Origin of the sequence: Streptomyces sp. NPDC048436, from assembly GCF_043200355.1 — a bacterium.
In the GTDB taxonomy this organism is placed as follows: Bacteria; Actinomycetota; Actinomycetes; order Streptomycetales; family Streptomycetaceae; genus Streptomyces.
In genome coordinates this window covers 1,364,090-1,377,713 of the sequence record NZ_JBICXP010000001.1, presented here as the reverse complement: position 1 = coordinate 1,377,713, position 13,624 = coordinate 1,364,090, and the positions used below count along the sequence as shown (strand labels likewise).

General features: G+C 70.0%; 12 protein-coding genes and 1 other RNA gene. 11 read left to right on the top strand and 2 right to left on the bottom strand.

Translation table 11 applies throughout. From position 1 onward, the window contains the following. The first annotated feature begins 122 nt into the window (after nucleotides 1–122). The 3 genes from ACGFX9_RS06320 (at nucleotide 123) to ACGFX9_RS06310 (ending at nucleotide 4,078) form a co-directional block, all read left to right on the top strand. Entirely contained in the window at nucleotides 123–1,358 is a 1,236-nt protein-coding gene (locus ACGFX9_RS06320) for a serine/threonine-protein kinase (protein WP_393465325.1), read from the top strand. Between the two features lie 658 nt (nucleotides 1,359–2,016). Next, complete coding sequence (prfB, locus tag ACGFX9_RS06315) at nucleotides 2,017–3,123, top strand: peptide chain release factor 2 (protein ID WP_393465322.1); 1,107 nt, start codon at nucleotides 2,017–2,019, stop codon at nucleotides 3,121–3,123. Between the two features lie 292 nt (nucleotides 3,124–3,415). Then, nucleotides 3,416–4,078 (top strand): LPXTG cell wall anchor domain-containing protein, encoded by a 663-nt coding sequence (locus tag ACGFX9_RS06310; protein ID WP_393465319.1) that lies wholly within the window; start codon nucleotides 3,416–3,418, stop codon nucleotides 4,076–4,078. Between the two features lie 120 nt (nucleotides 4,079–4,198). On the opposite strand, the gene ACGFX9_RS06305 is transcribed toward ACGFX9_RS06310, so the two are convergent. Continuing rightward, nucleotides 4,199–4,390 carry a hypothetical protein gene (locus ACGFX9_RS06305; protein WP_393465316.1) on the bottom strand — a complete coding sequence of 64 codons (192 nt, stop codon included), beginning with the start codon at nucleotides 4,388–4,390 and terminating at the stop codon, nucleotides 4,199–4,201. Nucleotides 4,391–4,630: 240 nt separating this feature from the next. Here ACGFX9_RS06305 and ftsE point away from each other — a divergent pair, with 240 nt between their 5' ends. The 6 genes from ftsE to dacB all read left to right on the top strand — a co-directional run bounded on the left by ftsE (nucleotide 4,631) and on the right by dacB (nucleotide 10,342). Continuing rightward, nucleotides 4,631–5,320: a cell division ATP-binding protein FtsE gene (ftsE, locus tag ACGFX9_RS06300; RefSeq protein ID WP_030788113.1), complete on the top strand. Its 690-nt coding sequence runs from the start codon at nucleotides 4,631–4,633 to the stop codon at nucleotides 5,318–5,320. 43 nt (nucleotides 5,321–5,363) lie between these two features. Next, nucleotides 5,364–6,281, top strand: coding sequence for a permease-like cell division protein FtsX (ftsX, locus tag ACGFX9_RS06295; protein ID WP_393465312.1), 918 nt, complete (start codon nucleotides 5,364–5,366; stop codon nucleotides 6,279–6,281). A gap of 78 nt (nucleotides 6,282–6,359) precedes the next feature. After that, nucleotides 6,360–7,553 carry a S41 family peptidase gene (locus ACGFX9_RS06290; RefSeq protein ID WP_393465309.1) on the top strand — a complete coding sequence of 398 codons (1,194 nt, stop codon included), beginning with the start codon at nucleotides 6,360–6,362 and terminating at the stop codon, nucleotides 7,551–7,553. 18 nt (nucleotides 7,554–7,571) lie between these two features. Next, the gene (smpB, locus tag ACGFX9_RS06285) at nucleotides 7,572–8,093 is read left to right on the top strand and encodes an SsrA-binding protein SmpB (protein WP_393465306.1); all 522 of its coding nucleotides are present in this window, start codon (nucleotides 7,572–7,574) and stop codon (nucleotides 8,091–8,093) included. Nucleotides 8,094–8,218: 125 nt separating this feature from the next. After that, nucleotides 8,219–8,607, top strand: a transfer-messenger RNA (tmRNA) gene (gene ssrA, locus ACGFX9_RS06280). 142 nt (nucleotides 8,608–8,749) lie between these two features. Next, nucleotides 8,750–10,342 carry a D-alanyl-D-alanine carboxypeptidase/D-alanyl-D-alanine-endopeptidase gene (gene dacB / locus ACGFX9_RS06275; RefSeq protein WP_393465302.1) on the top strand — a complete coding sequence of 531 codons (1,593 nt, stop codon included), beginning with the start codon at nucleotides 8,750–8,752 and terminating at the stop codon, nucleotides 10,340–10,342. Here dacB and ACGFX9_RS06270 read toward each other — a convergent pair. Continuing rightward, complete coding sequence (locus tag ACGFX9_RS06270; protein WP_393465299.1) at nucleotides 10,266–11,528, bottom strand: MFS transporter; 1,263 nt, start codon at nucleotides 11,526–11,528, stop codon at nucleotides 10,266–10,268. The genes dacB and ACGFX9_RS06270 overlap by 77 nt on opposite strands. 83 nt (nucleotides 11,529–11,611) lie before the next feature. Here ACGFX9_RS06270 and ACGFX9_RS06265 point away from each other — a divergent pair, with 83 nt between their 5' ends. Further along, nucleotides 11,612–12,670, top strand: a complete 1,059-nt coding sequence (locus tag ACGFX9_RS06265) for a LysR family transcriptional regulator (RefSeq protein WP_393465296.1) — start codon at nucleotides 11,612–11,614, stop codon at nucleotides 12,668–12,670. Nucleotides 12,671–13,014: 344 nt separating this feature from the next. Beyond that, nucleotides 13,015–13,602 (top strand): hypothetical protein, encoded by a 588-nt coding sequence (locus ACGFX9_RS06260; protein WP_393465293.1) that lies wholly within the window; start codon nucleotides 13,015–13,017, stop codon nucleotides 13,600–13,602. The last annotated feature ends 22 nt before the right edge of the window (nucleotides 13,603–13,624 follow it).

Here is a 13,624-nt window from a genome sequence, read left to right as displayed (position 1 = left end):
GGCGAATCCCTCGCCGACTCTGGGGATTTGTCGACACCTGTGGGGTGATTTCTGCTCCTGGAGTGAAGGTTGGCGTCGAGGCCGCGTAGTTTTGTCGCCAACACGCATCCGTAGGAGCAGTCTTGGCACGCAAGATCGGCAGCCGGTACACCGCCCACCAGATCCTTGGTCGGGGCAGCGCCGGCACGGTGTGGCTCGGCGAGGGACCCGAGGGGCCCGTCGCCATCAAGCTGCTGCGCGAGGACCTGGCGTCCGACCAGGAGCTCGTCGGCCGCTTCGTCCAGGAGCGCACGGCCCTGCTCAGCCTCGACCACGCGCGCGTGGTCGGCGTCCACGACCTGGTGGTCGACGGCAACGACCTCGCCCTTGTCATGGACCTCGTCCGCGGCACGGACCTGCGCACCCGCCTGGACCGCGAGCGCCGCCTCGCTCCGGAGGCGGCGGTGGCGATCGTGGCGGACGTGGCGGACGGCCTCGCGGCGGCGCACGCGGCGGGGATCGTGCACCGTGACGTGAAGCCGGAGAACGTCCTGCTCGACATGCAGGGACCGCTGGGCCCCGGCGGCTCGCACCCGGCCCTGCTCACGGACTTCGGCGTCGCGAAACTGATCGACTCCCCGCGCAGAACCCGCGCGACGAAGATCATCGGTACGCCGGACTACCTCGCCCCGGAGCTCATCGAGGGCCTGCCGCCGCGCGCGGCGGTCGACATCTACGCGCTCGCCACGGTCCTGTACGAACTCCTCGCGGGGTTCACGCCGTTCGGTGGAGGTCACCCCGGAGCGGTCCTGCGCCGCCACGTGACGGAGACCGTCGTCCCCCTCCCCGGCATCCCGGACGAGCTCTGGCAGCTGATGGTCCAGTGCCTGGCGAAGGCCCCGGCGTCCCGCCTGCGTGCGTCGGAGCTCGCGGCACGGCTGCGGGAGCTGCAGCCGCTGGTGGCGGGGATGCCGCCGCTGGACGTGGACGAGCCGGATACGGAGCCGCAGGCAGAGGAGGCGGAGGAGGAGCCCGCGCCGGAGCCGTCCGCCGGTCGACCCCGGCGCGGGGCGGTCCCGCTCGTCCCGGGGTCGTCCCCCGACTCGAACCGCGATACGCACACGTCGATGCGGGTGCCGGGCCCCGACGAGCTGGCCGGCGGCGCCCGGGGCACGGCCCGCGCCCCCCGCGCTTCCGGCGCGGCCCGCCCCGGCTCGGCCCGCCACCGCGCGTCGGCCCGCCGCCGCAGGATCACGCTGGGCGTGGCCGGGGTGGTGCTGGTCGCTGCCGCGGGGTTCGGTACGTGGGCGGCGACGAGTGGCGACGACGCGGACGCGACGCCGCAGGACACGAAGAACTCGGCTCCATCGTCGCCGTAACTGGCCCCGGGGCCTCGTGCGGGCCTGCACCTACCCTCCCGGCGGGCGCCCCTCCCCGGCACCGCGGGACCTCTCCCACCCACCCGCCCGATCACCCCGCACCGGCCAGGAACCGCAGACCCATCTGCTGACCGTGGCACGCCCCGCCGGCCCGCATCGGCGGCACCGCGGGACCTCTCCCACCCACCCGCCCGATCACCCGGCACCGTCCAGGAACCGTAGGCCCATCTGCTGACCGTGGCATGCCCCGCTCCTCTCCCACCCACCCGCCCGATCACCCCGCATCGACCAGGGACCGACGGAGTGCGGGCGACCCTGCACCGCGGGGTAATCGGGTGGGTGGGCGGGAAAGATCCGGCGCGGAGCGCCGGGGCGAAGGCCGCACCGGCCCGTAGCCGGGTCGCGCCCCCTGGCCAGGGAAGGCCGACCCGCCCCGCGCCCTGGGAGCTGGGGCCTCCGGGGTAATCGGGTGGGTGGGCGGGAAACATCCGGCGCGGAGCGCCGGGGCGAACGCCCCACCCGCCCGCAGCCAGGTCACGCACCCTGCCCCGCACCCCGGGGAAGCCGAAGCCACGCCCCCCGGCCCCCAGGGTGCCCACGCACCCCTCCCCAAGGCCGCGAGGCCAGACCCCTTGCCCCCAGCCGTTAGGCTGGACCCGTGGCAGTCGTCGATGTATCCGAAGAGCTCAAGTCCCTCTCCTCGACCATGGAGTCGATCGAGGCCGTCCTGGACCTCGACAAGCTGAGGGCAGACATCGCCGTGCTCGAGGAGCAGGCGGCCGCGCCGTCCCTGTGGGACGACCCGGATGCGGCACAGAAGATCACCAGCAAGCTGAGCCACCTCCAGGCGGAGGTGCGGAAGGCCGAGGCCCTGCGCGGGCGCATCGACGACCTCAGCGTGCTCTTCCAGATGGCCGAGGAGGAGGACGACTCGGACACCCGCGCCGAGGCCGAGACCGAGCTCACGGCCGTCAAGAAGGCGCTGGACGAGCTCGAGGTCCGCACCCTCCTCTCCGGCGAGTACGACGCCCGTGAGGCGCTCGTCACCATCCGCGCGGAGGCCGGCGGCGTGGACGCCTCCGACTTCGCCGAGAAGCTCCAGCGCATGTACCTGCGCTGGGCCGAGCGGCACGGCTACAAGACGGAGCTCTACGAAACCTCGTACGCGGAAGAGGCCGGCATCAAGTCGACCACCTTCGCCGTCCAGGTCCCGTACGCGTACGGCACGCTCTCGGTCGAGCAGGGCACGCACCGTCTCGTCCGCATCTCGCCCTTCGACAATCAGGGGCGCCGCCAGACCTCCTTCGCGGGCGTCGAGATCCTCCCCGTGGTCGAGAAGACCGACCACATCGAGATCGACGAGTCCGAGCTGCGCATCGACGTCTACCGCTCGTCGGGCCCCGGCGGCCAGGGCGTGAACACGACCGACTCCGCGGTCCGCCTGACGCACCTCCCCACCGGCATCGTCGTCTCCTGCCAGAACGAGCGCTCGCAGATCCAGAACAAGGCGAGCGCGATGAACGTCCTCCAGGCAAAGCTCCTCGAGCGCCGCCGCCAGGAGGAGCAGGCGAAGATGAACGCCCTCAAGGGAGACGGCGGCAACTCCTGGGGCAACCAGATGCGTTCGTACGTCCTGCACCCGTACCAAATGGTCAAGGACCTGCGTACGGAGTGCGAGGTGGGCAACCCCGAGGCTGTTTTCAACGGCGAGATCGACGGTTTCCTCGAAGCCGGAATTCGCTGGCGCAAGCAGCAGGAGAAGTAAGCGCCGCTTTATCGACAAGGCAACTGCCGCCTTCCGGGCGGCAGTTGCCTTTTGTTGTGCCGCTCAGTGCCTCTTACGTCACAGTCACATCTCCGTACGCCGGTCAACTGATGTTATTTCAGACATCGCGCCCGCAACGACCTTGACGTTGCTGTGGAAACTGGAAAGGCTAGCGAGCGGCATGCGTATCTCTGGGGCGCGTGTGATCTGTGGGGGCCGATCCAGCGCTCCCGACGAACGCAGTCCCGGGCGCTGCCTCACTGACGATTCAGCTACTGGGGGTAGCAGCCAGATGACCAAGAAGACGCGGATCCGCGTAGCACGTATAGCCGCGGGCGCGGTGATCGCCGCAGGTGCTTCGCTGACCGCCGCCGGTGCCGCCTCGGCCCTCGACGTCGGCGTCGACCTCGGTGGTGCCAGCGTCAACGCCAGCGCCGACGACAACGGCATCGGTGTCGACGTCGGCATCGGCGATGACGCGACCGAGGAGCCCACCGAGGACCCCACGGTGATCCCGACGGAGCCCACCGCGGACCCGACGGAGCCCACCGAGGAGCCGACCGAGCCCACCGAGGAGCCCACGGAGCCCACCGAGGACCCGACCGAGCCCACCGCGGACCCGACGGACCCGACCCAGCCCACCGATGACCCGAGCGAGCCCGGCAACGGCAACGGCACGGGCGGCGGCAACGGAAACGGCAACGGCACCGGCGGCAACGACAACGACCCCGACGGTGGCGCCAACCCCGTCGAGCAGGGCAAGGGCAAGGACAGCCTGACCGACACGGGCAGCACCCCGGTCGAGCAGGGTGACAAGGCCGACAAGGGCGAGCTCGCCGAGACGGGCGCCGCCGAGACCACGTTCCTGCTGATCGGCGCCGCGACGATGATCGCCGGCGGCATCGGCTTCCGCGTTCTGCCGCGCTTCGTCGGCAACCGCGGCGCTGCCGCCTGATCCAGGGCGCCGCAGCGAACGTATAGAACGTATGTACGTGACGTGACCGACAGACAGAAGGGCCCGGAGCCTTATGCTCCGGGCCCTTCCGGTGTCCTGGCGAGCGCGCTCTCCGGCGCGCTAAGCGGTCTGGTGCGCCAGCAGTGCCACCGCGGCGATCAGCACGACGAGAAGCCCTATCAGGGCCGCAGGGCTGAGGCCGCCGAAGGGGCCCTCCTGCTCCATGCGCGCGCGATTGGCACGGCACACGGGGCAGCGGCCTTCGTTCACGGGCGCCGCGCAGTTCGCGCACACCAACCTGTCGTAGGTCATGCGCTCCTCCTCCCGCACAGTTACAGCCTGCCCAACGCTGTGGGGAACTCAACCGTTCCCCCTACCACTGTGCCAGCTTCCACGAGTTTCGGCGCGGCCCGCCCGTCCTCGTCGGTTTCCGACTGTTACGTTCCGTGGTATATCCGCGACAATTCGCGCAACTCAGGACGCTGACTGCGCTCGCGTACCGGGTTCGCGTATGGTCACGCTCACCTACCCCCGGCGACCCGTGGTGCATCCGTGATCCGATTCGACAACGTCTCCAAGGCCTACCCCAAGCAGACCCGGCCCGCCCTCCGGGATGTCTCCCTGGAGATCGAGAAGGGCGAGTTCGTCTTCCTGGTGGGCTCCTCAGGCTCCGGAAAGTCCACCTTCCTGCGGCTGGTCCTGCGCGAAGAGCGCACCAGCCACGGCCAGGTGCACGTCCTCGGCAAGGACCTCGCGCGCCTCTCCAACTTCAAGGTGCCGCACATGCGGCGCCAGTTGGGCACCGTCTTCCAGGACTTCCGCCTCCTCCCGAACAAGACCGTCGGCGAGAACGTCGCCTTCGCGCAGGAGGTCATCGGCAAGTCCCGCGGCGAGATCCGCAAGTCCGTGCCCCAGGTCCTCGACCTCGTCGGCCTCGGCGGCAAGGAGGACCGGATGCCCGGCGAACTCTCCGGTGGTGAGCAGCAGCGGGTGGCGATCGCACGCGCCTTCGTCAACCGCCCCAAGCTCCTGATCGCCGACGAGCCGACCGGCAACCTCGACCCGCAGACGTCGGTCGGCATCATGAAGCTGCTCGACCGGATCAACCGGACCGGCACGACCGTCGTCATGGCGACCCACGACCAGCAGATCGTGGACCAGATGCGCAAGCGGGTCATCGAGCTGGAGAAGGGCCGTCTCGTCCGCGACCAGTCGCGCGGCGTCTACGGCTACCAGCACTGACGACCCGTACTGATCCACTGCACTGATCCACTGAAAGGGAGCCATGCGCGCCCAGTTCGTCCTGTCGGAGATCGGCGTCGGTCTCCGCCGGAATCTCACGATGACCTTCGCGGTCATCGTCTCCGTCGCCCTCTCGCTCGCCCTGTTCGGCGGCTCGCTGCTCATGCGCGACCAGGTGAGCACGATGAAGGGCTACTGGTACGACAAGGTCAACGTCTCGATCTACCTGTGCAACAAGGGCGATGCCGAGCAGGACCCCAAGTGCGCCAAGGGCGCCGTCACGAACGAGCAGAAGCACGAGATCGTCGGCGATCTGAAGAAGATGCCCGTCGTGGACACGGTCCAGCACGAGTCGGCGGACGAGGCGTACAAGCACTACAAGGAGCAGTTCGGCGACTCCCCGCTGTCCAACTCCCTGACGCCGGACCAGATGCAGGAGTCGTACCGCGTCAAGCTGAAGGACCCGGAGAAGTACCAGGTCGTCGCGTCCGCCTTGTCCGGACGTGACGGCGTGCAGTCCGTGGAGGACCAGAAGGGCTATCTGGACAACCTCTTCGAGCTCCTGAACGGCCTGAACTGGGCGGCGCTCGCGGTGATGGCGCTGATGCTCGTCGTCGCGCTGATGCTGATCGTCAACACGGTGCGCGTTTCAGCGTTCAGCCGGAGACGTGAAACCGGCATCATGCGGCTCGTCGGCGCGTCCAGCTTCTACATCCAGATGCCGTTCATCATGGAGGCCGCCGTCGCCGGCCTCATCGGTGGCGGTTTCGCCTGCGCGATGCTGCTGCTGGGCCGGTACTTCCTCATCGACCACGGCCTCGCGCTCTCCGAGAAGATGAACCTCATCGACTTCATCGGATGGGACGCGGTGCTGACCAAGCTGCCCCTGGTGCTCGCCATCGGTCTGCTGATGCCCGCGCTCGCGGCGTTCTTCGCGTTGCGCAAGTACCTCAAGGTGTGACAAGTCCCGCGTGTTCCGAAGGGCGCTGTACGGTTCAACCGACCGTACGGCGCCCTTCGTTGTCCTAGACTCACCGGCATGTCAGGCCCCGACCGGTTCTGCGACCGGCTCTCCCGGACCCGCCGTATCCGCCGCGGGGCGACCCTGACATTGGTCTTCGCGAGTGTGCTCGCCACCGGAGCGGCCACCGGGTCCTGGAGCGAGGTCGCCGGACAAGACCGGAAGTCGCCCCCTCCGTCCACGCGTTCCGTCGTCTCGTCCAGTGACGCGGCGAGCGACACCGCCGACGAGGCCGCCGACGCCGCGGCCGAGGCCATGGCCGACGGCAAGTCCGGCAAGAAGGCCGCACAGGACGCCGTCAGCCGCAGCGGTGACCGCTGGGGGTCGGTGTACTCCCCGGGGGAGTACCAGGAGTTCGAGCAGGCCCTCGACGGCGCGTACACCGGCGTCGGCCTCTGGGCCAGGCGCGCCGCCGACGGCCGCATCGAGGTGTCCAGGGTGCAGCGCGGCGGCCCCGCCGACCGGGCCGGCATCCGCGAGGGCGATCAGCTCGTCAGCATCGACGGCAAGCGCGTCGCGGGGCTTCCCGTCACCGAGGTCGTGTCGCTGCTGCGGGGCGACCGCGCGGGCACGCCGGTCGAGCTCGGTCTGCGGCGGGCCACGCGCGCGTGGAGCGAGACGCTGCACCGGGCCCGCCTCTCCACGGACTCCGTCACGGTCACGCAGCTCGCGGGCGGCGCCGTCCTGATCAAGGTCGAGGCCTTCACCAAGGGCACGGGCGAGCGCGTACGGGCCGCGGTGCGCGAGGCCCCCAAGGGCGCAGGGATCCTGCTCGACCTGCGCGGGAACTCCGGTGGCCTGGTGTCCGAGGCGGTCACCGCGGCCTCAGGGCTCGTCGACGGCGGCCTGGTGGCGACGTATGACGTACGCGGCCAGCAGAAGGCCCTGCACGCCGAGCGGGGCGGCGACACCAGCAGACCCGTGGTCGCCCTTGTCGACGGCGGCACGATGAGCGCGGCCGAGCTGCTAACGGGCGCCTTGCAGGACCGCGGGCGCGCGGTAGTGGTGGGCTCGCGGACCTTCGGCAAGGGCGCGGTCCAGATGCCGAGCCGGCTGCCGGACGGTTCGGTCGCCGAGACGACGGTCGGGCACTACCGCACTCCTTCGGGGCGCGCGGTCGACGGCCGGGGCATCACTCCGGACCTGGAGGTCCAGGACGGGGCCGAGACCAGGGCCGAGACAGTATTGACTGGCCTCGGACCCCCCTCGTAGTGCGAAAATGGCGGGACTATGGCGAAGGAAAAAGTAAAACGCAAGGCCGCGAAGGCCGCTGAGAAGGCCCCGAGCAAGAAGATGGTCGCGCAGAACAAGAAGGCGCGGCACGACTACCACATCATCGACACGTACGAGTGTGGCCTCGTCCTGATGGGCACCGAGGTCAAGTCGCTGCGGATGGGCAGGGCCTCCCTGGTGGACGGCTTCGTGCAGATCGACGGCGGCGAGGCGTGGCTGCACAACATCCACGTCCCGGAGTACGTGCAGGGCACGTGGACCAACCACTCCGCCACGCGGAAGCGCAAGCTCCTGCTGCACCGGACGGAGATCGACAAGCTGGAGTCCAAGTCGCAGGAGACGGGTCACACGATCGTGCCCCTGGCCCTGTACTTCAAGGACAGCCGGGTCAAGGTCGAGATCGCGCTGGCCAAGGGCAAGAAGGAGTACGACAAGCGCCAGACGCTCAAGGAGAAGCAGGACCTGCGCGAGACGAACCGCGCGGTCGCGGACGTCAAGCGGCGCCAGCGCAGCGCGTAGCCGCGGGCCCGGACGGGTCCGCGGGAATTGGCTGGCCCCGTCGGGCGTTGGTCACGTACGATGGGCACTGCACCCCACAGTGGGTGCGCGCATCACGCAGTATCTAATTCAATAGTGGTCAACATGGGGATGATCGGTTTCGACAGCGGAAGTCGAAGCAGGGGAAGCGAGCCGAGGAAGCGACAATGATCTCGTAAACCACATGTCGCAACCAATAATCGCCAATTCCAAGAGCGATTCCCAGTCCTTCGCCCTCGCTGCCTAATAAGCAGTGAGTGAAGGACCCTTAATGGGTGTCAGCCCGGGAGTGTTCCCGACCCGGACCCTGGCATAATCTAGGGGACTAAACCATCGAGCCCGGTCACGGGGTTCGATGGGAAATCAAACAGTGACTGGGCCCGTCGAAGACTTGTTCGCGAGATCTTCGGGGCCGAGAAAATCGCAGCGAACTGCGCTCGGAGAAGCCCTCCTTTTGCTCCGTTGGACGCGGGTTCGATTCCCGCCATCTCCACAATTCCCATGTGAGGTTAAAGCCCTCTGGCCACTGGCCAGGGGGCTTTTTCCGTTGCCCGGAGTCCGCCCCGGAGTTCGCACGGAGCGTGACCGTCGGAGTGGGGTCTGTCGCCTGGCGCCCGAGTCGGGGATGCTCCTGGGTCATGAGTAGACCCGTGAGACGCGTCAACACCCGTATGCGCCACTGGATCTGGCCCGCCGTGCTCGGCATCGCGGCGGCCACCCTCTCCGCAGGATCGCCCGCCGGGGCGGACTCCGACCGCAGCGGCCTGCCCGAAGCCATCGACACCATCCTCGGAGACCCCCGGATGGAGGGTGGGGCGGCCAGTGTGGTCGTCGCCGACGCCGCGTCGGGGGACGTGCTCTACCAGCACCTGCCCAGCGGACGCCTGATGCCCGCGTCCAACACCAAGCTGCTGACCTCCACGGCGGCCATGGAGAAGCTGGGCCCCGACCACCGCTTCACCACCGATGTGCTCACCGACGGCAAGCAACACGGCCCCGTGCTTTCGGGCGATCTGTATCTGCGCGGCACCGGCGACCCGACGACGCTCGCCAAGGACTACGACCAACTCGCCGCGAAGATCGCCGATTCGGGCGTCCGGCGGGTCTCGGGGCGCCTGGTCGCGGACGACACCCGGTTCGACGACAAGCGCATCGGCGACACCTGGGCGGGCGACGACGAATTCGCGTACTACGCCGCCCAGATCTCCGCACTGAGCGTCGCCCCCGACACCGACTACGACACCGGGACCGTCATCGTCGAGGCCACCCCCGGCGCGAAGGCCGGGGACCGGCCGAAGGTGACGGTGAGCCCGAAGACGGACTACGTAGACGTCGACATCAGCGCGAAGACCGTCGCGGCGGGCGGCGAGGACACGCTCACCATCGAGCGGGAGCACGGCACCAACACCATCACGGTCACCGGCACCGTCCCCGTGGGGGGCTCCGCCACCAAGGAGTGGATCACGGTCTGGGAGCCGACCGGCTACGCCGCCGCGATCTTCCGTGACGCACTCAAGGCACACGGGGTGCGGGTGAGCGGGCCGACCAAGGCCGGGCTCGCCACTCCCAAGGGCGCGCGGCAGCTCGCCTCGCACGACTCCATGCCGCTCAAGGAGCTGATGATCCCCTTCATGAAGCTCTCCAACAACATGCACGCGGAGAACCTCACGAAGACCATGGGGTACGAGGCGACCGGGCGGGCCGGAAGCTGGCCGGACGGACTCGCCGCGATCAGCGCCTACTTGAAGACCGCCGGCGTCGACCCCGGCAAGCTGCGCCAGGTCGACGGCTCCGGTCTCTCGCGCAAGGACAACGTCCCCGCCGACCAGCTGATCAAGCTGCTCCTGGCGGCCAAGGGCGAGCCCTGGTACGCCGACTGGTACAAGTCCCTGCCGGTGGCCTGCGCCCCGGACAAGTTCGTCGGCGGCACGCTGCGCTCGCGGATGTGCGGGACGCCGGCGGCCCTCAACGTACGGGCGAAGACAGGGTCGTTGACCGGGGCGTCCGCCCTGTCCGGGTACGTGAAGGACGCGGGCGGGCGTGAGCTGGTGTTCAGCATCATCCTGAACAACTACCTGCCCTCTTCGGTGAAGGCCCTGGAGGACGCGATCGTGGTGACGCTCGCCAAGTCGACCGAGGACAAGGCCGTGCTCGTCAGGCCGCGTTCGGAGCGTGGGGCAGAGCCGAGCGGGGACCTGGAGTGTTCGTGGCGCAAGCCTGCGCGATGCTGAGCAGCAGGGCGCAGCACGCGGCGGTGACCGGGACCGCGTAGCCCCGGGTGGCGCTCAGGTGCTCCACCACCCAGCCACCGCCCGCGGCACCGCACGCGATGCCCCCGAGGAGACCGGTGACGGCGAGGGTCATGCCCTCGTTCAACCGGCCCTCGGGGGTGCGCTCCTGGACCAGGGTCAGGCCGGTGACCATCGTGGGGGCGGTCGCCATACCGGCGACAAGGAGAGCCCCGGCGAGCACAAGGAGTGAGCCGGTGAGCGTCGCGGCCAGGAGCGGCAGGGTCATCAGGGCGGCCATCGCGGTGACGCACAGGAGGTGGCGGCGGCGCAGGGGGCCGCTCGGCTTGAGCGCTCCGTAGAGGAGGCCCGCCGCACAGGAACCCGCTGCCTGGAGGGCGAGGATGGCGCCCGCTGCCGCCTTGTGCCCCTGGGCGTCGGCGTAGGCGATCGTCACGACCTCCATCGAGCCGAAGACGGCGCCGGTGGCGAGGAAGGCGGCGAGCAGCGTGGGCATCCCGCGCGCGTGGAGGGGCGATTCCTCCTTCGCGGCCGTACGTTTCCGGGGCGGCGGTTCCGTGGATCGCTGGGCGGCGAAGAGCAGGACGCCGGTCAGGAGCAGCACGACCCCGATGAGGGTGCCCGCCTCCGGGAAGAGCGATCCGCACAGGAAGGCCGCGAGTACGGGGCCGAGCATGAAGCACAGCTCGTCCGCGGCCTGCTCGAAGGAGTTGGCGGTGTGCACGGCCCGCTCGTCGCCCTTGAGGAGGTGGGCCCAGCGGGCGCGGGACATGCCGCCGGTGTTGGGGGTCGTGGCCGTCGCGGCGTAGGAGGCGAACAGGGTCCAGTCGGGCGCTCCGTAGCGCACGCAGAGCAGCAGCGAGAGCGAGCCGAGCGCGGCGGTCGCGGTGGCGGGGACGGCGATGCGGGCCTGGCCGTGCCGGTCCACGAGGCGCGCCGTCCAGGGCGCGACGACGGCGGTCGCCGCGAGGCCTGTCGCGGTGACGGCGCCGGCAAGGGCGTACGAACCGCGCGACCCGGCGATCATGATGACGGCGCTCACGCTGAACATGCCCATGGGGAGGCGGGCGATGAGGTTGCCGAGGGTGAAGGCGGTGGCGCCCGGTATCTCGAAGAGGCGGGCGTAGGGGTTGCGGCGGCGCGGCGTACGGGGGTCGGCAGGCGGCATGTGATCACCCTCACCGCGGCCGTGGTGAGCGGTCCAACACCTTTCGGGGGCCAATTCACGCACTGGCGTTGTAGGTTCCCGGGATGACCGGAGAGCCCCGCGCAGGAGTGCCCCGCGCACGAGAGTCCCGCGACCCGGCCCGTGCACGCGAGCCCCGCGTGCCGACCCGTGACGTGGAGCCCCGCCTCCTGCGCGCCTTCGTGGCCGTCTCCGAAGAGCTGCACTTCACGCGGGCCGCCGCCCGGATCTACGTCTCCCAGCAGGTCCTGAGCCGTGATGTGCGGCGCCTGGAACGGGAGTTGGGGGCCGAGCTGTTCGTGCGGACCACACGGCAGGTCACGCTGACGGCGGAGGGGGAGCGGCTGCTGCCGTACGCGCGGCGTGTCCTTGAGGCGCAGGACGACCTGACGGCGGCCTTCGCGCGAGGCGGCGGGGGCGGCGCGGCCCGGCCGCTGCTGGTGGACCTGAACAGTCCGGGGCTCGTCTGCGGGCGCATCCTTGAGCGGGCCCGCGAACTCGCCCCGGAGTGCGAGCTGATGGCCCGCTTCGAGAGCGGCCTGACCGGGGCGGCCGCCGAGATGCTCGCCGGCCGGCTCGACGTCTCCTTCGGGCGGTACGCCGGGCTCGAACCGGCGCTGCGGGCCCGGCTCGCGCAGCAGCCCGTGCGGTACGAGCCGATGGCGGTCCTGCTGCCGCTCGGTCACCACCTGGCCGAGCTCGAAGCGGTGCCGCTGGGCGCGCTCGCGGGGGAGAGCGTGTACGCGGGGGCGGGCAATCCGCGGACGCTGGAGTGGACGGACCTGGCGCACCGGCTCTTCGAGGGGCGGGGGATCGAGGTGGCACCGCCGGCGCCGCTCGCGGTGGGAACCGACGAGTTCGGAAGGATCATGGCCAAGAACCGGACCCCCGTACTCGTCGCTGTCGGCTTTCCGGCCATGCCGGAAGCGGTCCTGCGGCCCCTGATCGATCCCGTACCGCTGTCACCTGTGTCAATGGTGTGGAGAAAGGGGCTCGTGCATCCGGGTGTGGACGCGCTGCGCACCGCCGCTGCCGAACTCGCGGCCGACGAAGGATGGCTGCGTAGGCCCCGAAACGGGTGGGTTCCGGCCACAGATGCACTCATCATGATGAGACGCGACTGACGAATTAGTACGACTGTCACTGCCGTGCGCTACATTCATGGTCCGGGCGCGGTGTGATAGGGGGGCGCTCGGATCGGGTGGGGGCCCGGTCCGACGGCAAGTTGCCCGGAGTCGTGCGCGCCCGAATCAGGTTATGTGGGGGGTTGTGCGTACGCATGGAGAATTGGCGAGAAGATGCCCTACCGGAACATACCCATGATCCGAACGAGGTCACCGTTCAGATCGACGGGCTGGGGCGACAGCTGGCGGATCATCTGGCCGCCGGCAGTGACCAGGACGCGCCGGACGGGCCGGTATTCGTCGATGAGACGGGCCGCCGCAGCCGGAGGTACCGCCGAATCGGCGTGCTCGTCGGCATAGCCTGCGCCGTCTACGCGGTGATCATCGTGGGCACCCTGCTCTCGGGCAACTCCAGCGCTCCGTGGCTGCCGATAGGGCCCAAGGACGAGAAGCCGGCGAGCAAGGTGGACACACCGGACCGCCCGGCCGACTCCGCCGACCCCTCCGCATCGCCCGGCGCGACACCGTCGCCCGGCGCTTCGGAGAGCGGCTCGACCGCGCCCGCGACCGGCGGCAGCGACGCGTCGGACCGCTCCAAGCCGGACAAGGGCAAGGACAAGCCGGGCAGGACGACCGACCCCGACCCCACGAGCGGCGGCGACAAGCCCGACCCGGACCCGACCGGCGGCAGCGACCCCGACCCGACGGACGACCCCATCAAGCCGGACCCCGATCCGGACCCGACCGACAACCCCACGACGCCGGACCCGGACCCGTCCACCGAGACCCCGGGCGGCGCGAACGGCGGTGGCGGCGAAGTCCCCGTGGTGCAGCCCGCCGCCGACCAGCAGTCCCCGCAGAGCGCCCAGGCGGCCGGCTATCAGGCCCCGCGCAGCGCTGACAAGCAGCCCTCGGAGGGCGCACAGCGATGAACTCCCGCACCAACAGGGGCCG